The organism is Sporosarcina ureae DSM 2281 (assembly GCF_000425545.1).
GTDB lineage: Bacteria > Bacillota > Bacilli > Bacillales_A > Planococcaceae > Sporosarcina > Sporosarcina ureae.
The window spans coordinates 14,826-32,694 of sequence record NZ_AUDQ01000021.1 but is presented as its reverse complement, the minus strand read 5'-3'; the positions used below and the strand labels follow the sequence as shown (position 1 = coordinate 32,694).

The 17,869-nt window shown below is 40.3% G+C and carries 17 protein-coding genes; 15 read left to right on the top strand and 2 right to left on the bottom strand.

All coding sequences use genetic code 11. The features are described from left to right. Positions 1 to 25: 25 nt before the first annotated feature. From H605_RS0115020 to H605_RS0114975, 10 genes are all read left to right on the top strand, one after another. Positions 26 to 346, top strand: a complete 321-nt coding sequence (locus H605_RS0115020) for a YerC/YecD family TrpR-related protein (protein WP_029054971.1) — start codon at positions 26 to 28, stop codon at positions 344 to 346. 82 nt (positions 347 to 428) lie between these two features. Next, positions 429 to 1,127: a heptaprenylglyceryl phosphate synthase gene (gene pcrB / locus H605_RS0115015; RefSeq protein ID WP_029054970.1), complete on the top strand. Its 699-nt coding sequence runs from the start codon at positions 429 to 431 to the stop codon at positions 1,125 to 1,127. Between the two features lie 44 nt (positions 1,128 to 1,171). Beyond that, positions 1,172 to 3,406, top strand: coding sequence for a DNA helicase PcrA (pcrA, locus tag H605_RS0115010; RefSeq protein ID WP_029054969.1), 2,235 nt, complete (start codon positions 1,172 to 1,174; stop codon positions 3,404 to 3,406). A 27-nt stretch (positions 3,407 to 3,433) separates the two neighbouring features. Beyond that, positions 3,434 to 5,461, top strand: a complete 2,028-nt coding sequence (gene ligA / locus H605_RS0115005; RefSeq protein WP_029054968.1) for an NAD-dependent DNA ligase LigA — start codon at positions 3,434 to 3,436, stop codon at positions 5,459 to 5,461. After that, positions 5,445 to 6,578 carry a CamS family sex pheromone protein gene (locus tag H605_RS0115000; RefSeq protein WP_029054967.1) on the top strand — a complete coding sequence of 378 codons (1,134 nt, stop codon included), beginning with the start codon at positions 5,445 to 5,447 and terminating at the stop codon, positions 6,576 to 6,578. The genes ligA and H605_RS0115000 overlap by 17 nt, the downstream gene beginning before the upstream one ends. Before the next feature lie 88 nt (positions 6,579 to 6,666). Continuing rightward, positions 6,667 to 6,954: an Asp-tRNA(Asn)/Glu-tRNA(Gln) amidotransferase subunit GatC gene (gene gatC, locus H605_RS0114995; protein ID WP_029054966.1), complete on the top strand. Its 288-nt coding sequence runs from the start codon at positions 6,667 to 6,669 to the stop codon at positions 6,952 to 6,954. A 56-nt stretch (positions 6,955 to 7,010) separates the two neighbouring features. After that, positions 7,011 to 8,474: an Asp-tRNA(Asn)/Glu-tRNA(Gln) amidotransferase subunit GatA gene (gene gatA / locus H605_RS0114990; protein ID WP_029054965.1), complete on the top strand. Its 1,464-nt coding sequence runs from the start codon at positions 7,011 to 7,013 to the stop codon at positions 8,472 to 8,474. A 2-nt stretch (positions 8,475 to 8,476) separates the two neighbouring features. Then, positions 8,477 to 9,907 (top strand): Asp-tRNA(Asn)/Glu-tRNA(Gln) amidotransferase subunit GatB, encoded by a 1,431-nt coding sequence (gatB, locus tag H605_RS0114985; protein ID WP_029054964.1) that lies wholly within the window; start codon positions 8,477 to 8,479, stop codon positions 9,905 to 9,907. A gap of 98 nt (positions 9,908 to 10,005) precedes the next feature. Beyond that, positions 10,006 to 10,575 carry a thioredoxin family protein gene (locus tag H605_RS0114980; RefSeq protein ID WP_029054963.1) on the top strand — a complete coding sequence of 190 codons (570 nt, stop codon included), beginning with the start codon at positions 10,006 to 10,008 and terminating at the stop codon, positions 10,573 to 10,575. Between the two features lie 75 nt (positions 10,576 to 10,650). After that, positions 10,651 to 11,574 (top strand): diacylglycerol kinase, encoded by a 924-nt coding sequence (locus tag H605_RS0114975; RefSeq protein ID WP_029054962.1) that lies wholly within the window; start codon positions 10,651 to 10,653, stop codon positions 11,572 to 11,574. Between the two features lie 117 nt (positions 11,575 to 11,691). Here the strand turns inward: H605_RS0114975 and H605_RS0114970 are convergent, their stop codons facing one another. Beyond that, positions 11,692 to 12,123: an NUDIX hydrolase gene (locus H605_RS0114970; RefSeq protein ID WP_029054961.1), complete on the bottom strand. Its 432-nt coding sequence runs from the start codon at positions 12,121 to 12,123 to the stop codon at positions 11,692 to 11,694. Between the two features lie 316 nt (positions 12,124 to 12,439). Between H605_RS0114970 and H605_RS0114965 the strand changes: the two genes are divergently transcribed. The 4 genes from H605_RS0114965 to rlmD all read left to right on the top strand — a co-directional run bounded on the left by H605_RS0114965 (position 12,440) and on the right by rlmD (position 16,391). Then, positions 12,440 to 13,777, top strand: a complete 1,338-nt coding sequence (locus H605_RS0114965; protein WP_029054960.1) for a cytochrome ubiquinol oxidase subunit I — start codon at positions 12,440 to 12,442, stop codon at positions 13,775 to 13,777. Further along, a complete protein-coding gene (locus tag H605_RS0114960) occupies positions 13,774 to 14,799 on the top strand; it encodes a cytochrome d ubiquinol oxidase subunit II (protein WP_029054959.1) in 1,026 nt (341 codons plus the stop codon). Before H605_RS0114965 ends, H605_RS0114960 begins: the two co-directional genes overlap by 4 nt. An 11-nt stretch (positions 14,800 to 14,810) precedes the next feature. Further along, the gene (cydS, locus tag H605_RS19625) at positions 14,811 to 14,945 is read left to right on the top strand and encodes a cytochrome bd oxidase small subunit CydS family protein (protein ID WP_257788262.1); all 135 of its coding nucleotides are present in this window, start codon (positions 14,811 to 14,813) and stop codon (positions 14,943 to 14,945) included. A 66-nt stretch (positions 14,946 to 15,011) separates the two neighbouring features. Further along, entirely contained in the window at positions 15,012 to 16,391 is a 1,380-nt protein-coding gene (rlmD, locus tag H605_RS0114950; protein ID WP_029054958.1) for a 23S rRNA (uracil(1939)-C(5))-methyltransferase RlmD, read from the top strand. Positions 16,392 to 17,061: 670 nt separating this feature from the next. Here the strand turns inward: rlmD and H605_RS18080 are convergent. After that, the gene (locus H605_RS18080; RefSeq protein WP_051210620.1) at positions 17,062 to 17,283 is read right to left on the bottom strand and encodes a hypothetical protein; all 222 of its coding nucleotides are present in this window, start codon (positions 17,281 to 17,283) and stop codon (positions 17,062 to 17,064) included. A 247-nt stretch (positions 17,284 to 17,530) separates the two neighbouring features. On the opposite strand from H605_RS18080, the gene H605_RS18075 reads away from it, so the two are divergent. Beyond that, entirely contained in the window at positions 17,531 to 17,854 is a 324-nt protein-coding gene (locus H605_RS18075; RefSeq protein WP_029054957.1) for a hypothetical protein, read from the top strand. Positions 17,855 to 17,869: the final 15 nt, after the last annotated feature.

Sequence of the window (17,869 nt, the reverse complement as noted above, 5' to 3'; positions counted from 1 at the left end):
ATCGACATAGAGAGAGGGCGAGAACATGCAAATAGATAAAATCCGCGGAGAACAAATAGATCAGTTGTTCCGAGCAATTCTAGAACTAAAGGATGTAGAAGAATGTTATATGTTTTTCGATGATATTTGCACGATGAGTGAAGTCCAATCACTGGCACAAAGACTGGATGTAGCCCATAAACTCAAACTGAAAAAAACCTATGACAGCATCCAACAAGAAACAGGCGCAAGTACAGCTACGATCTCTCGCATACGCCGTTGCGTAGACTACGGGTCTGGTGGCTACAACCTTATGTTGGATCGACTTTATCCTGAACTTCAAAACAATCAAACAAAAAACAACTAACACAACCGGCCAGGGAGAATACCCCACCGGTTTTTTAAAAGTTATATATAACTACTATGACCTAAGAAGGTGGAAATAAAAAATGGACTATAAAACATGGCGACATGCATTTAAAATTGATCCAGCGAAAAATATATCAGATAAACAAGTAGAAGCCATAGCTGAGTCTGGAACGGATGGAGTCATCATTGGTGGGTCTGACGGTGTCACATTGGAAAATGTACTTGATTTACTTGCACGTTTCCGTCGCTTTTCCGTACCACTTGCATTGGAAGTATCTACTGTTGAATCCGTCACGCCAGGATTCGATTATTACTTCATTCCAACTGTCTTAAACACAACGGATTCAAAATGGCTGAACGGCTTGCATCACGAAGCCCTTCGAGAATACGGACATATGATGAACTTCGATGAGCTGGTTACAGAAGGTTACTGCATTTTAAATCTGGATTGTACAGCTGCGAAGGTGACTGGCGTAGACCGTGTTCCGGATGAAGAAGATGTACAAGCATATGCACGGATGGCTGAGCACTTATTTACCTTGCCGATTTTTTATTTAGAGTACAGTGGGCAATACGGCGATCCACAAATTGTTCGGTCAGCAAAAGAATTACTTACTAACACGCGTCTCTTTTATGGTGGTGGAATTCGCTCAACAGAACAAGCGAAAGAAATGGCGGCCATTGCAGATACTGTAGTGGTAGGAAATGTTGTATACGATGATCTACAAGTGGCTCTTAAAACAGTCGATGCTGTGAAATCTGTTCCTTTACCTATGTGAGTAGTATATAATTAGAACAAACGTTCCTAAAAGGCGGTACTAATATGAATAAACTATCAGATGATTTATTAAAAGGCATGAATCCCGAGCAAGCGCGTGCAGTCAAAACGACAGAGGGACCGTTGCTCATTATGGCGGGTGCAGGTTCAGGGAAGACTCGTGTATTGACGCACCGAATTGCATATTTGGTTGTGGAAAAACAAGTGTACCCGTCCAATATATTAGCCATTACATTTACAAATAAGGCGGCACGTGAAATGCGTGACCGAATTGATGGATTACTAGGTCCAGGCTCTGGAGAACGTATGTGGGTTTCAACTTTCCACTCGATGTGTGTTCGAATTTTACGCAGGTTCGTAGATCGAATCGGCTTATCTAAAAATTTCACTATCCTTGACGGTGCAGATCAATTGACTGCAATGAAACGTGTATTGAAAGAACTGAATCTCGATCCGAAACAGAATGATCCACGTGCGATGCTCGGAATTATTGGTAATGCGAAAAACGAATGTATAGACGCGATTGAATTCCGTAAAAATTCGAATCCTCAAAACCCTCATGAACGTACAGTAGCGGATATCTATGATCGTTATACTAAAAAGTTACGTCAAAACCAGTCGATGGATTTTGATGACTTGATCATGATGACAACAGTCTTGTTTGAACGAGTTCCTGAAGTGCTTGAGTATTATCAAAATAAATTTCAGTATATTCATGTGGATGAGTACCAAGATACAAACAATGCGCAGTATCGTCTCGTCAAAATGCTGGCATCAAAATTTCGTAATGTCTGTGTAGTAGGTGACTCCGATCAGTCGATCTATCGCTGGCGTGGTGCGGATATTGGTAACATACTATCTTTTGAAAAAGATTATAAAGAAGCGAATGTCATTCTTTTAGAGCAAAACTACCGTTCCACCAAGAGAATTTTGCAAGCAGCAAATGAAGTGATCGACAATAATAAAAGTCGCTATGATAAGAAATTGCGCACAGATAACCCCGAGGGTGAATTAATCTCCATTTATAAAGCGCGCGATGAAAAAGATGAATCACAATTTGTTGTCCAACAAATCATCGAGTTGAAAGAAAAACTCGGATTAACATTGGATCAATTTGCAATTTTATACCGAACTAACGCACAGTCCCGTCTAATTGAGGAATACTTATTAAAGTCAAACCTTGATTATACAATTGTAGGCGGCACGAAATTCTATGATCGAAAAGAGATTAAAGATTTACTCGCTTACTTACGTCTAATTGCAAATCATGATGATGACCTAGCACTGGCAAGAATTATTAATGAACCAAAACGAAGCATCGGTGCAACTTCATTTGAACGTATGGCGACGTTTGCATTACAAAATGACCGCTCCATTTTCGATTCATTGCAGGAAGTAGATTTTATGGGCTTACCTAAAAGAGCATTAACAGAAGCGGTGAAGTTCCATGAATTGATCAATGGATTCACTCAAATGCAAGAATTTTTATCAATCACCGAACTAGTGAAAGAAGTTATTGATAAATCAGGCTATCGTGAGATGTTGGAAAAAGAAAAATCAATTGAGGCAGAAAGCCGTCTAGAAAACATTGAAGAGTTTTTATCGGTTACAGAAGCGTTTGAAAAACGTGCAGCTGAAGAAGAGGAAGAACCTTCCCTCGTTGCATTCTTGACTGACCTCGCTTTAGTAGCGGATATTGATACTTTGGATAAAGAAGAGAACACTTCCACCGAGAAAATCGTCCTAATGACGATGCACGCAGCAAAGGGCTTAGAATTCCCAGTGGTCTTTGTGCTTGGCATGGAAGAAAACATATTCCCACATATTCGAGCACTTGCAGATCCGGAAGAAATGGAAGAAGAACGAAGACTCGCGTATGTTGCGATTACACGCGCGGAACAGCGCCTTTACCTGACAAGTGCAGGTCACCGGATGTTGTTCGGTAAATCAAACTTCAATCAACCATCTCGTTTTCTCAATGAAATTTCGGATGAACTAACAGAGCTATTGGCAGATGGGAATGGCATGAGTGTACCTTTCGCTCAAGCACCTAAAGCGAAAACCAAACGTCCTGCAGTCAAACGTCCGGCCTATAATGAAAGTGGCGGAGAAAAAATGCAGTGGAAACCAGGAGATAAGGCGTCCCATAAAATTTGGGGAACTGGAACGGTTGTGAGTGTGAAAGGTAAGGCAGATGATATGGAACTGGACATTGCATTCCCTAACCCAGTAGGTATCAAGCGACTATTAGCTAAATTTGCACCGATTGAAAAAGAATAAAGCGTTCCTAAGGAGTGTGGAGAGTAGATGGATGATGTTCTAGAACTAGAGAAGCGGGTAGCGGAGCTCAATAAAACCTTGCATGAATACGGGCGTGCATACTATGAGTTGGATGCCCCTATCGTTCCCGATTCAGAATACGATGAGAAGATGAAGGAATTGTTGGCGATTGAAGAAGAACATCCTGACTTAATCTACCCGGATTCGCCGACACAACGAGTTGGCGGAGCACCACTTGAGGTGTTTAATAAAGTCGTTCATCGTCATCCGATGCTTAGTTTGGCAAATGCATTTAACGAAGAAGACTTAAAGGATTTCGACAGGCGTGTGAAAGAAGCGACTGGGAATGCTGTGTACGTTTGTGAACTGAAGATCGATGGTCTTGCCGTTTCATTACAATATGAAAATGGTCGTCTTGTACAAGGCGCTACTCGTGGAGACGGCTCAGTCGGAGAAGACATCACAGCCAACTTAAAAACTATTCGCTCGATACCACATAAATTGAATGAGTCTTTAACAATTGAAGTGCGTGGCGAAGCGTATATGCCCAAGAATTCATTTGTTAAATTGAATGAAGACCGTGATGAAGCAGGTGAAGTACCTTTTGCCAACCCGCGAAATGCAGCTGCAGGATCACTTCGTCAATTGGATTCAAAAGTAGCGGAGAGTAGAAACTTAGCTACTTTCATTTATGCAGTAGGCGGCGATGCGGAAGTATATGGCTTAGACAGTCACTCGGATGCGCTCAATAAAGTGGATGAACTAGGATTGACGACGAATAAGGAACGTAAGCGCTGTACGACAATTGAAGAAGTGTTAGAATACGTAGCCTACTGGACAGAAAATAGACTCAACCTCGATTATGAAATTGATGGTATTGTAATAAAAGTTGATAACTTCGAATCGCAAGAACAACTGGGTTATACAGCAAAGAGTCCTAAATGGGCTATTGCTTATAAGTTCCCTGCAGAAGAAGTGCACACTCAACTATTGGATATTGAGTTAAGCGTAGGCCGGACAGGTGTAGTGACACCAACAGGCATTCTGGAACCGGTTCTTGTAGCAGGTACAACAGTGGGACGAGCATCTTTGCATAACGAAGACTTGATCCGTGAGAAAGATATTCGTATCGGTGATCACGTCGTGTTGCGAAAGGCAGGCGATATCATTCCCGAAATCGTCATGTCATTGAAAGAACAGCGAACGGGTGAAGAAGAACCGTTCCATATGCCTGATAACTGTCCTGTATGCGATTCAGAACTTGTGAGGATTGAAGGAGAAGTGGCGCTGCGTTGTGTGAATCCTAAATGTCCTGCGCAGATGAAAGAAGCATTAATCCATTTCGTTTCAAGAAGAGCCATGAATATCGATGGTGTCGGTGAAAAGCTAATTGAACAATTGTATACTGCTGATTTGGTACAAGATGTATCCGATTTATATACTTTAACGAAAGAGTCACTATTGAGCTTGGAACGGATCGGAGAGAAATCCGCAACGAATATTTTGACGGCTATTGAACAGTCCAAAGAGAATTCATTAGAGAAATTGTTGTTTGGGTTGGGCGTTCGCCATGTCGGTGAAAAAGTCGCAAGGATCCTAGCGGAAGAGTATCGTACTCTTGATGCGTTAGAACAAGCAACAGAAGAAGAACTTGTAAATATTTTTGAAATCGGTGCGATTGTTGCTGATTCTGTGACTACTTACTTTAGTACGGAAGAAGTTCAGGAAGTAATGAACAAGTTGCGTTCTTATGGTGTGAATACCGTTTATAATGGTGCCACACGTGAAGAGTTGCCAACTACCGGACCTTTCGCTGGAAAAACAATTGTTCTAACAGGTAAGCTCGCGGAATTGACGCGTGGAGAAGCTAAAGAACAAATTGAATCGCTTGGCGGGACTGTCAGTGGCAGTGTCAGTAAGAAAACGGATCTGGTCATTGCAGGCGAAGATGCAGGCTCCAAATTGACGAAAGCGCAAGAATTAGAGATTGAAATTTGGGACGAACAAGCCATGCTTGATGCCCTTGGAGTGGATATGAATGAAAACAACGACTAAATGGCTTATGACGGGCATTCTGTCGGCAGTCTTGCTGACAGGATGTGTACCGGCGCCGAGCGATGATTCGGAAAAAGCAGTGCAAGAAACAGAAGAAAGTGAGCAGGAAATGGTGCTCATTCCTGATACTCAAGTTAAAAAGGAGTACTACCGAACACCAGTTCCATTTAAAAAGAGTGCAAGCCGAGGGTTGGTCGTCAATAATCTCAATACGAAGTATGATATTCAGGAAACAGAGGAAGGCTTATTGCGCTTGTCTTCGCTATATTACGATCCTAAAGATTATTTCTTCCAGGAAGGTCAGTATATAGACCGCGATACTGCGAAGCAATGGATCTCCAGAAAATCAAATTTTGAAGCAGGTCTCAATCCTGCAATTACTGATGATATGTCACCAGCTCAAATTGCGGATGAAGCACCGATTTATCTTGCGCATATCGTAGAGCAAAACTACTTACAAATGACAGATGACAAAAAAGTGAAATTAGCGGGAATATCTATCGGACTTGCAATGAATTCGATTTATTATCCACGTGAAGGCAGCGAACGCCGGATTGATGATAAGACAATTGAAGAAAAAGGCAAGAAGATGGCAGATATTATTTTGAGTAGATTGCGTAGTAAACCGGAGCTTGCGGATATTCCAATAGCGGTCGGGTTGTTTAAGCAAGAAAGTCGAAACGATATTGTACCAGGCACATATTTTGCCACTTCATTTGCTGCAAAAGGAAAAAATGAATTTACTGGTTGGAAAGAAGTGGACGAGCAATATGTATTACTTCCCGCGTCTTCATCAACGGGAAATTATCGTGACTTGAATACGACATTCAAGAACTTCAAACAAGACATTGATGATTACTTCCCCAGCTTTGTGAATGTTATTGGAACAGCTTTCTATAAAGACCAGAAACTACATTCATTACGAGTAGAAATCCCTATACAATTTTTTGGCAAGACAGAGCTGATTGGATTTTCGCAATACTTGACTTCACTGGTTAAAACGCATTTTAAAGATGTTCCCATCGAAGTAAGTGTAACGTCAGTTAATGGACCGGAAGTGCTAATTGTGAATGACAATGAACGAGAAGAACCGTTCGTACACGTCTATGGATATTAACAGTTTTTAGGTAGTAACACGAACTTTCCAAGAAACTGATTAAATGGTATGATTAATTGTACGATTGCAAAATGAGGAGGAACAATGTATGACAACATTTTCGAATGAAGACGTCAAGTATTTTGCGGATTTCGTCCGTATTGGCCTCTCCGAGGAAGACAAAGAAAAATTCTCTGCACAGATAGCAGATTTGATTGAAAGTGTAAGTAATTTAAAAGAAGTGGATGTTACAGACGTAAAACCTATGACGCATCCAGTTGCTATGATCAACGTCTTACGTGAAGATGAGCCAAAAGATATCTTGGACCGTGAAGTAATGCTAGCCAGTGCAGAAGATCAGGAAGATGGACTTATCAAGGTCCCAGATATCCTGTAATCGAATTCGCAGTATAGAATACCATTCATGGCACAATGATAGTAGGAGGAAAAGTGATGACGTTAACTAGTAAAACAGCAACAGAACTTCAAGCTCTTTTACAAAAAGGGGAAGTTACTGCTAAAGAAATAACAGAAGCAACATTACAAACGATTGAACAACGAGAAGAGAAAATTCACGCGTTCATTCACGTCGCAAAAGAAGAGGCAACCAAGCGTGCAGAACAGCTTGATCAAGAAGCTTCTAATACACGTGGCAGTCTTTTTGGAGTTCCAATCGGAATTAAAGATAATATTGTAACAAAAGATATGACGACAACATGTGCAAGTAAAATGTTGGAAGACTTCGTACCTGTTTACAATGCAACGGCTATAGATAAATTAGAAGCTGCCGGCGCCATTAATATGGGGAAGCTCAATATGGATGAATTTGCCATGGGTTCTACAACTGAAACATCTTATTTCGGTAATACATTAAACCCATGGAATACAGATTATGTGCCAGGTGGCTCTTCAGGTGGTTCTGCAGCAGCAGTAGCAGCAGGAGAAGTCCCACTATCCCTTGGTTCGGATACTGGCGGCTCGGTTCGTCAACCAGCTGCATTCTGTGGAATTGTTGGAATGAAACCTACATACGGTCGTATTTCACGTTTCGGTTTAACAGCATTTGCTTCTTCACTTGATCAAATCGGTACATTGTCACGCACTGTGGAAGATAATGCATTATTGCTTAGCGTAATCGCAGGTGAAGATGACAATGATAGTTCATCTTCAGCAAAGGCGGTTCCTGATTTCACGGCAGCTCTTACAGGCGATATTAATGGTCTAAAAGTTGCGGTTCCAACACCTTACCTAGGTGAAGGTGTCGATGCAGAAATTGCTACAGCAGTGAGAGAAGCAATTACTGTATTGGAATCCCTTGGAGCGGTTTGTGAAGAAGTAGAATTGCCACATATTCAATATGCGCCAACTACGTATTATGTAATTTCTTCTTCGGAAGCTCAATCCAATCTTTCACGTTTTGACGGATTGCGTTATGGCTATCACACAGAAAATGCTGAAAACCTAGAGCAAGCATATTTCCGTACACGTCAAGAAGGATTTGGCGATGAAGTGAAAAAACGTATTATTTTCGGAACGTATGCAATGAGTGCGGATCATCATGAGGATTTGTATGTACGCGCACAAAAGACGCGTACATTGATCGCACAAGACTTTGATACTGTATTTGAAAAGTATGATGTAGTCATCGGACCGACTACTGCTACAACAGCATTTAAGCTTGGCGAAACTGGCGGAGATCAACTCGTTCATTATGCAAATGATGTCTTGGCTGTACCTGCGAACCTTACAGGCCGTCCAGCATTATCCGTACCATGTGGTTTCGTCAATGAACTACCGGTTGGATTGCAAATTATGGGTAAGCACTTTGACGAGGAAACATTATACAAAGTTGCTCATGCTTATGAGCAAGCTACAGATTTCCACAAGCGTACTCCATCGATTCAGGAGGGGAAATAATCATGAACTTCGAGACAATTGTCGGATTAGAAATCCACGTAGAGCTTAAAACAGACACTAAAATCATGTCTCCAGCACCTGCTCATTTCGGTGCAGAGCCAAATAAGAATATTCACGTAACAGACATCGCATATCCTGGTGTTTTACCTACGTTAAATAAAAAAGCTGTTGAATTTGGAATGAAGGCGTCTATGGCATTGAACTGTGACGTTGCGCCAATCATGAACTTTGACCGCAAGCACTACTTCTACCCAGATAATCCGAAAGCATACCAAATCTCTCAAGACAAACGTCCTGTAGGAGCAAATGGTTGGATTGAAATTGAAGTAGACGGTAAGAAGAAGAAAATCCGCATTGAACGTGTACATTTAGAAGAAGATGCAGGAAAACTGACGCATACGGAAAATGGTCATTCATTAGTAGACCTGAACCGTCAAGGAACGCCGTTAATTGAAATTGTTACAGAAGCAGACGTACGTTCTCCAGAGGAAGCATATGCATTTTTGGAAAAACTAAAAGCGATTATTCAATATACAGGCGTATCTGATGTACGTATGGAAGAAGGCTCACTTCGTTGTGATGCAAATATTTCACTGCGTCCATTCGGTCAGGAGAAATTTGGTACAAAAACAGAGTTGAAAAACTTGAACTCGTTTAACTTTATTCGCCGCGGCATTGCGAATGAAGTAGCACGTCAAGAGAAAATTCTATTGTCTGGTGGTACTATTCAACAAGAAACTCGTCGTTATGACGAAGCAACTGGTGACACAGTATTAATGCGAATCAAAGGCAGTGCCAATGATTACCGTTTTATCAACGATCCAGACTTGCCTGAAGTTCACATCGAACAAGAATGGATTGATCGTGTTCGTAAAGAAATCCCAGAATTACCGGATGCTCGTAAAGCACGTTATGTATCTGAACTGGATCTACCGGAATATGATGCACACGTACTAACTTTAACAAAGGAAATGTCTGATTTCTTTGATGCAACAGTAAAAGCTGGAGCAGATCCAAAATTGGCTTCCAACTGGTTGATGGGCGATGTATCAGCTTATCTAAATGCAGAATCGAAAGAACTGCATGACACTCCATTGACACCTGAAAGCTTGGCGCAGCTTGTGAAATTGATTACAGATGGTACAATTTCTTCTAAAATCGCGAAAAAAGTATTTATTGACCTTGTGAAAAAAGGCGGAAATCCTGCTGATATCGTCAAAGAAAAAGGACTTGTTCAAATTTCTGATGAAGGTACATTACGTACAATCATTACAGACATCTTGGACAACAATGAACAATCAATTGAAGACTTTAAAAATGGTAAGGATCGCGCAGTTGGGTTCTTAGTAGGACAAGTTATGAAAGCAACAAAAGGACAAGCCAATCCACCGCTTGTTAATAAATTATTGATGGAAGAGATCAAGAAGCGTTAATCTATCAATCAAATGAAAACGTTCCAGGAGAGGCCGAAATAGTCTGATCCTGGACGTTTTTCCACGTTAACTTATACAGAGAAACAGGGGGGATTGTATTGAAAACAGAACAACAATATTTTGAAGAAGCTGTATCACTTCAAACGTATATGGACAAAATGGAAACACATAAGGAAAACAGTTTTTTGATCTATAATGCATTTGAAGTACCACAGGATGATGAATTTATTGAATTGCTGAAAGAAAAACAACCTCATGTATTAGTCATTACAGAAGACTGGTGTGGTGATGCGATGCTGAATAATCCAATCCTTCGGAAGATTACGGAAGCTGCCAATATAAATGTTCGCGCTGTGTTGAGGGATGAGAATCCAGAGCTGATTGACCGATATTTGACAAATGGCGGACGCTCGATTCCCATGTATCTACTATTAAATGTAGCAGGTGAGGTAGTTGAAAAGTGGGGGCCTCGAGCACCGGTTCTTCAGAAATATGTGATGGATGGTCGCGCGAAGTTACCAGCTAAAGATGCACCTGATTTTGAAGAGAAACAAAAAGCGTTTTATTCTCAGTTAATGTCTGAGTATACATCTAAGCCTGAAAATTGGCTTGCTGTTTATAGTGATATTCGTTCGACATGGCTTCCTGTTTTACAATTGTCTAAGTAACTATTTGTAAGAAACCATTTGAAAATGGTAAAGGTCTGACTTGTTTCAGACGCGAAAGGATCGAGGGGAAAGTGTATGAAACGTGCACGCATTATTTATAATCCTACTGCAGGAAGAGAAGTCTTCCGTAAACATTTAGCAGAAGTCCTCGAAAAATTAGAGAATGCGGGTTATGAAACATCCGCTCACGCTACAACTCGTGAAGGTGATGCTACAGTAGCAGCACGAGACGCGGTTCGCAGAGGATTCGATGTTATTATTGCTGCTGGCGGCGATGGGACGCTTAATGAAGTAGTTGCAGGTATCGGCCATTTTGATAAACGCCCAAAAATTGGTTTAATTCCTATGGGTACAACGAATGATTTCGCAAGAGCGTTGCGTATTCCAAGAGAAATTGATGACGCTGTAGATATTATTTGCCAAGGAGATTCCATTCCGGTCGATGTAGGCTTAATGAATGATCGCTACTTTATTAATATAGCAGGTGGCGGACGAATGACGGAATTAACTTATGAAGTGCCAAGCCGTCTCAAAACAGTAATTGGCCAGCTAGCTTATTATTTAAAAGGTATTGAAATGTTACCTTCTATACATTCCAGTCATCTTCGTATTGAGTATGATGGAAATGTGTTTGACGAAGAAGCCATGATGTTTTTGATTGGTTTGACGAACTCAGTTGGTGGGTTTGAAAAATTAGCACCTGACTCGAGTATTAACGATGGATACTTCACATTGCTTATTTTAAAGAAATGCAATATCGCAGAATTTATACGTGTGGTCACATTAGCTTCTCGTGGAGAACATATGGATGATCCTTTAGTTATTTCAGCGAAGGCGGAAAAAATTGTGGTCACTTCCAAAAATGAAGTATTATTAAACTTAGATGGAGAATATGGTGGTGTGTTGCCCGCAACTTTCCAGAATTTGTATCAACATGTTGAGATGTTTGTACCACTAGAGAAGTTACGTCCGCAAGATCAAGTGAAGAAAATCCAATAAAATATAAAAGTAAAAAGACTATTCCAGTCGAAGTTCTAACGTTCGGATGGAATAGTCTTTTATTGTGAAAAATTAATGGGATGAGCCCGATGCAATACGCATCGTATCAGGTCGATATTAGATGTATTCAATCGCTTCTCCTTGTTTAGCAGCTAACTTTGGAACTTCTTGCAACGGCATCCAACGATAACTGAGTAATTGACCTGCGTCTTTACCTTCACCTTCTACGATATATTCCCATTCATGCTTGCTTTCTCCTAGATAGGAAAAATGGAAAATCGTACGTTCATACATTACATTTTTATCTTCTGGGAAATATTTTGAAGCTTTAACTTTACCTTCTAGTATAAGTTCATCACGCACTATACCCGATTCTTCCTCGATTTCTCGATACAATGCATCCAATAGTAGTTCGTTGCGTTCAATTGTACCACCAGGAACTCGTAAACCTGCTTCAGGCTGATCTTTTTGCTCATAAACAAGCAATTTACGGTGTCTGCCTTCCCCTTTTGTAATATACGCTATTACTTTTCTTTTTACTCTTTTCATTCACTTTCACCTCTCATTAGTTAATCCATTATACTGTAAATTAATGAGATTTACAAGAGAAATGAGTTAATCAATTAGTATACAACAATTAGGTGTATTATGAATATGAAAATACGTCTAAATTTCGACAAAAATTTTTAGATATATAGGTTATTGAAATGGGTTTTAGGGGAAACCCTAAAATAGAACTACACAGGGAGTGATGATGTGTATAAAAGACAAGAAAAGCGTCTGATGTGGTTGGCATTTATTGTTGCGGGTATCATGCTACTATCAATTATTGGCAGACTATTTTCGTAAGAAGGAGGTGGATTGAGTGGACTCAGTCTTTTATTCCAGAGTGTTGACTGAATTGACGTTATCATTTCATATTATCTATGCAACCATTGGAGTGGGTGTCCCACTTATGATCATGCTGGCCCAATGGGTTGGGATTAAGAAAAACGATGAGCATTATATCTTGCTAGCCAGACGTTGGGCACGTGGTTTCGTCATCACTGTAGCTGTTGGGGTTGTGACAGGAACAGCAATTGGGTTGCAGCTGTCTTTATTATGGCCAAACTTTATGGAGCTGGCGGGAAATGTAATTGCTTTACCATTATTCATGGAGACATTCGCATTCTTTTTTGAAGCGATATTCCTTGGTATTTACTTATATACATGGGATCGTTTTGAAAATCAAAAGAAACATTTTCTACTTCTTATTCCAGTTGCGCTTGGAGCTTCATTCTCTGCAGTATTCATTACCATTGTAAACGCCTTTATGAATGCACCACAAGGCTTTAATTTAGTAAATGGGGAATTAATCAACGTGAATCCTCTTGTAGCAATGTTCAATCCTGCCATGCCCACAAAAGTGGCACACGTAGTCGGGACAGCTTATATGACATCTGCCTTTTTATTGGCTGCCATTGCAGCGTTTCGTTTGTTGCGTGGTTCGAATCATGTCTACCATAAAAAAGCTTTATATCTGACTTTGAAAGTGGGATTCATCTTCAGCGTGAGTGCCGCATTGGTTGGTGATTTATCAGGAAAGTATTTAGCTGAGTATCAACCTGAAAAGCTGGCAGCGGCTGAATGGCATTTCGAGACAGAAGAAAATGCTCCTTTAATTCTGTATGGTGTGTTGGACGATGGGGAAGTTAAGTACGCCATTAAAATACCGTATGCACTATCTATTTTAGCGCACGGTGTACCTAGTGCTGAAGTCGTTGGGTTGGATCAGTTTCCTGAAGAAGATACACCTCCACTGTATATCCATTACCTCTTTGATATTATGGTAACGATCGGAATGCTACTGTTGATGCTGTCGGCTGTATACTGGATTGGTATGTGGCGAAGATGGTCATTTATCCAGTCTCGCTTATTTCGATGGCTAATCGTTATAGGGGGACCCCTCGTTTTCATTTCACTTGAAGCGGGTTGGTGGTTAGCAGAAGTAGGACGTCAGCCGTGGATATTACGCAATATTATGCGCACTTCCGAAGGTGCGACAACTAGTGGGCAAGTACCGACTATGCTCGTACTCTTTGCACTTCTATACCTCGTTCTCGGTATCGGTAGTGTGGTTGTATTAAGGAGAATGTTCATTAGGAATCCTGTTGAACAAGAAATCATGGATCGGCAGCAGGAGAAAGGCGGTGACATTCGATGAATATCGAAATTCTAGGAATTACGGTATTATGGGTGTTTTTGTTCGGCTATATTATGATTGGTGCAATTGATTTTGGTGCTGGTTTTTTCAACGCATATAGTTTATTTACCGGCCGACAGAGAATATTAACTAATGTCATTCAGCGTTATTTGTCACCAGTCTGGGAAGTAACGAATGTTTTTCTAGTATTCTTCTTTGTGGGAATTATTGGGTTCTTCCCGAAGACCGCCTTTTATTATGGCACCACATTGCTAGTCCCGGTTAGCTTTGCCATTATCCTTCTAGCAGTCCGAGGTTCGTACTATGCATTTGAGACGTATGGAGCCCGTGGTCATAAAGGATATTCATTTGCCTATGGTTCAACGGGTTTATTACTTCCTGCATCGCTGTCGATCGTATTGACGATTTCTGAAGGCGGATTTATTGAGTTAATAAATGGGCAACCGGTCTTAGATTACTGGAAGTTGTTCACCAGTCCGCTTACGTGGTCAATTGTAGTACTTAGCATAGCGGCAACACTGTATATCTCATCAGCATTTTTGACGTGGTATGCGAATAAAGCCGGGGATCGCGAGGCGACGCAACTTTTGAGGAAGTATGCACTCATCTGGGCATTGCCGACGATCATTGCCGCTGGTGGAATTATATTCGAATTACGTAAACATAACCCGTTACATTACGAGAGTATTCAAAGATTCTGGCCTATGTTTCTAATATCGTTCATATTGTTTTTGGGAACGGTTTACTTCATTTGGAAACAGCGTCAATATGGTGCAGCATTCGGATTACTAATAGGACAATTCCTATTCGCCTTCTTTGGTTATGGTGCATCACATTATCCATATTTGCTCTACCCGTATTTGACTATTTATGATAGCTTTACGAACCAAGCCATGGCGATTGCTTTAATCATTGCATTTATATGTGGATTATTTCTGCTAATTCCATCGCTTTATTTACTATTACGTATGTTCTTGTTCAATAAAGAATATGTAAAAGGAAAAGAAAATTACCATGCATAGGGGGCGTTAAGATGAACGAATTTTTGATTTTCTATGCACCTTTTTTGGTCATCATAGCAGGTATCGCACTATCGTTCTTTGTAGTCTTGAAAGACGATGCAGTGACAAAGAATGAATATAAAAACAGTGGAAAAACAGACGTGTGATTCCGTCTGTTTTTTTGTTTGCTTCCCATGGTACACTAGAAGTATCTGAAAGATGGAGGAAAAATGATGAGCTTTGCAGTAAATAAAAACGAAAAAATACGAGTGACTATAGAAGATCTAACACATGATGGAGCGGGCGTAGCGAAAGTAGAAGGTTATCCTTTATTTATTCAAGGGACATTGCCTGGGGAAACAGTCGATATCCATGTATTGAAGACATTGAAGAAATACGGATTCGCCAAGTTACTGAATATCGTGGAACCATCCTCATCCCGCGTGACACCGCCTTGTCATGTATTCCCGACATGTGGAGGCTGCCAATTGCAGCATCTGTCTTATGAAAGCCAGTTGATTCAGAAACGTAAATCTGTCCGCGATGTAATGGACCGAATTGCTAAACTTCCTGACGTGCCTGTGCATGAAGTAAAAGGGATGGACGATCCGTGGCGTTACCGCAATAAATCACAAATACCATTTGACACGGAGAACGACCGCGTGATTACTGGCTTCTATAAAGCTCGTACGCATCACATCGTGGATACAGATGTTTGTCTGATCCAAACGAAAGAAGCAGACGAACTAATGACAATGCTTAAGTATAAGCTTCAACAGCTTGGTATCGAGACGTATGATGAACATACACACAAAGGTATGCTACGTCACTTGATCGTTAGAAAAGCACGACAGACGGGTCAAGTGATGGTTGTACTCGTGACTCGACATAGAAAATTCCCGCAAAAAGACGCGGTAGTCGAATTAATTCAACAACAGTTACCGAATGTGACGTCTATTATGCAAAATGTAAATACAGCGAATACGAACGTCATCATGGGGAACGAAATGATTACTTTATACGGAGCAGATGTCATCATTGATCGAATTGGAGATACTGAATTCGAGATTTCAGCACGTTCTTTCTATCAAATCAACCCTGTTCAAACGGAAGTCTTGTACCAACAGGCACTTGATTATGCGAACCTGACTGGAAATGAAACGGTAGTGGATGCATATTGTGGAATAGGAACGATTTCATTGTTCTTGGCTAAACAAGCGAAGGAAGTATACGGAGTTGAAATAGTGCCGCAAGCGATAGAAGATGCAAAGCGTAACGCGGAACTAAACAATATTACCAACACACGTTTTGAAGCAGGACCTGCAGAAGAGATTATTCCAAAGTGGTACGCGCAAGGTAAGCAGTTTGATGTATTAGTCGTTGATCCACCACGTAAAGGGTGCGATGAAAAATTACTAGAAACCATTCTAACGTATAAGCCGAAGAAGATTGTGTATGTGTCTTGTAATCCAGGAACATTGGCGCGAGATTTACGCATTCTTGAAGATGGGGGCTATCGCACGAAGGAAGTCCAGCCGGTAGATATGTTCCCGCATAGTAGTCATGTGGAGTGCGTAGCTTGGCTGGAATTGACATATGTAGCCCAGCAATAATCTCCAGTACTTTACAATAAACTCACAACATCTTTGTCCAGCCGTTTAAAACAAAGTCCTGTATCCAAAATCGCTTAAACCCTTGTCACTACGCTGTTTCTTGATCCTTATTTCTACTCTACTTCTTTTTAAACCGAGAAAAACGTGAACAAAAAGCGTGAAAAAAGCAGTGAAAAGTGATCAAAACGTGACCAAAAATGTGTGAAAATGAGGGAAGGATGAAAGACTTTATTTTAAACGGCAACGGTGGAATGCGGGTTTGAGTGGGGTGAAGGTACAGGAGTATTTTTTAAATGGACAACATAGTTTGGTAGCGTTAGATTTATCGGTTTTCAGTTGAATAGTAAAGTGTGTTTTATGTTTCCCTCGGACGAACGATTCGGGGGATTTACTGATGGCCTTAGTTCAATAAGAATTAATATAAAGGATATTTAAGAGATTAGCTGGAATGAAATTAGCTTTGTCATTATATCAACGTTCATATAGATGAAGTGCAAAGTCTACAAACACGCTTTTTGTTGTTACCTATAATGCATAATAAGAAGGTATTGAATACAGAATGTAATATTGTGGATGGCCAGCAACGATTAATAAATAATGCCTGTGCAACATTGAATTCAATGTTGCACAGGCATTTTGAATTATCACAATGCACGGTATCAATAAACAGTCATTTTCTTTTCATACCAATACTTCTGAAGTTTGTGTTGCTTTTTTCAACATTCTTTTCAAACTCGACATCTACAAAATACTTAGTTTCTCCTATCTTCTCAACACTTATGATTTTTCCATTTCGCCCTTTTATCCTTACTTTTTCATCCACGGCTGGAATTATCCGTGATGCTACATTGAGTACCTCGATTTTGTTTTCAAGATAATGAATGGCATACATATTCTAATCCCCTTATTTAAGATGAGTATTGGTATATATTCATTTTATGAAGATGAATGTGAATTAGAACGTGGGCAGGTGATTTTGCATACCAATTTGTTTATCACGCAGGTATCCTTTACTTAAACATATACAAACTGGTGCATTTGCCCATAAATTAGTAAAACGTCAGGAGGGCGTAGTAGATGAATCTTTAACATGCGAAGTAGGCATTGCGATTATCGGTAGTGTTATTTTTGGGCGATTATTGGAACGGTTAGGTTTTACTGATGGCTTAATCAGACTATTTGTCGCAGTTATGAAATGGCTGAAAATAAATCCATCTGTTATGATCCCCAGTGTTTATAATAGCCTTGGTGATATTAATGCAGCAGGAAAAATTTCAGGACCGATTCTTGTCAAAGCTAAAGCTACTAAAGAGGAGCAGAATATTGCCATAGCGACAATGATTCAATCACCTCAATCTTTTGCGACATTGGTGTTAGGACTAATCGCTTTATCAATATTTGGTATTCATGCATTTCCACCTGTGGTCTTCTTAATATTCAATTTATTTATAAGTTTAACGTAATGGTTTCTAATTAGT

Excerpts from the sequence above, each read along its gene's own strand:
- gatA (WP_029054965.1), top strand. The coding sequence starts at position 7,011 with ATGACGTTAACTAGTAAAACAGCAACAGAACTTCAAGCTCTTTTACAA.
- H605_RS0115000 (WP_029054967.1), top strand. The coding sequence starts at position 5,445 with ATGAAAACAACGACTAAATGGCTTATGACGGGCATTCTGTCGGCAGTC.
- H605_RS18080 (WP_051210620.1), bottom strand. The coding sequence starts at position 17,283 with ATGTATGCCATTCATTATCTTGAAAACAAAATCGAGGTACTCAATGTA.
- cydS (WP_257788262.1), top strand. The coding sequence starts at position 14,811 with ATGAACGAATTTTTGATTTTCTATGCACCTTTTTTGGTCATCATAGCA.
- pcrA (WP_029054969.1), top strand. The coding sequence starts at position 1,172 with ATGAATAAACTATCAGATGATTTATTAAAAGGCATGAATCCCGAGCAA.
- pcrB (WP_029054970.1), top strand. The coding sequence starts at position 429 with ATGGACTATAAAACATGGCGACATGCATTTAAAATTGATCCAGCGAAA.
- ligA (WP_029054968.1), top strand. The coding sequence starts at position 3,434 with ATGGATGATGTTCTAGAACTAGAGAAGCGGGTAGCGGAGCTCAATAAA.
- H605_RS0115020 (WP_029054971.1), top strand. The coding sequence starts at position 26 with ATGCAAATAGATAAAATCCGCGGAGAACAAATAGATCAGTTGTTCCGA.
- H605_RS0114970 (WP_029054961.1), bottom strand. The coding sequence starts at position 12,123 with ATGAAAAGAGTAAAAAGAAAAGTAATAGCGTATATTACAAAAGGGGAA.
- gatC (WP_029054966.1), top strand. The coding sequence starts at position 6,667 with ATGACAACATTTTCGAATGAAGACGTCAAGTATTTTGCGGATTTCGTC.
- H605_RS0114960 (WP_029054959.1), top strand. The coding sequence starts at position 13,774 with ATGAATATCGAAATTCTAGGAATTACGGTATTATGGGTGTTTTTGTTC.
- rlmD (WP_029054958.1), top strand. The coding sequence starts at position 15,012 with ATGAGCTTTGCAGTAAATAAAAACGAAAAAATACGAGTGACTATAGAA.
- H605_RS0114975 (WP_029054962.1), top strand. The coding sequence starts at position 10,651 with ATGAAACGTGCACGCATTATTTATAATCCTACTGCAGGAAGAGAAGTC.
- gatB (WP_029054964.1), top strand. The coding sequence starts at position 8,477 with ATGAACTTCGAGACAATTGTCGGATTAGAAATCCACGTAGAGCTTAAA.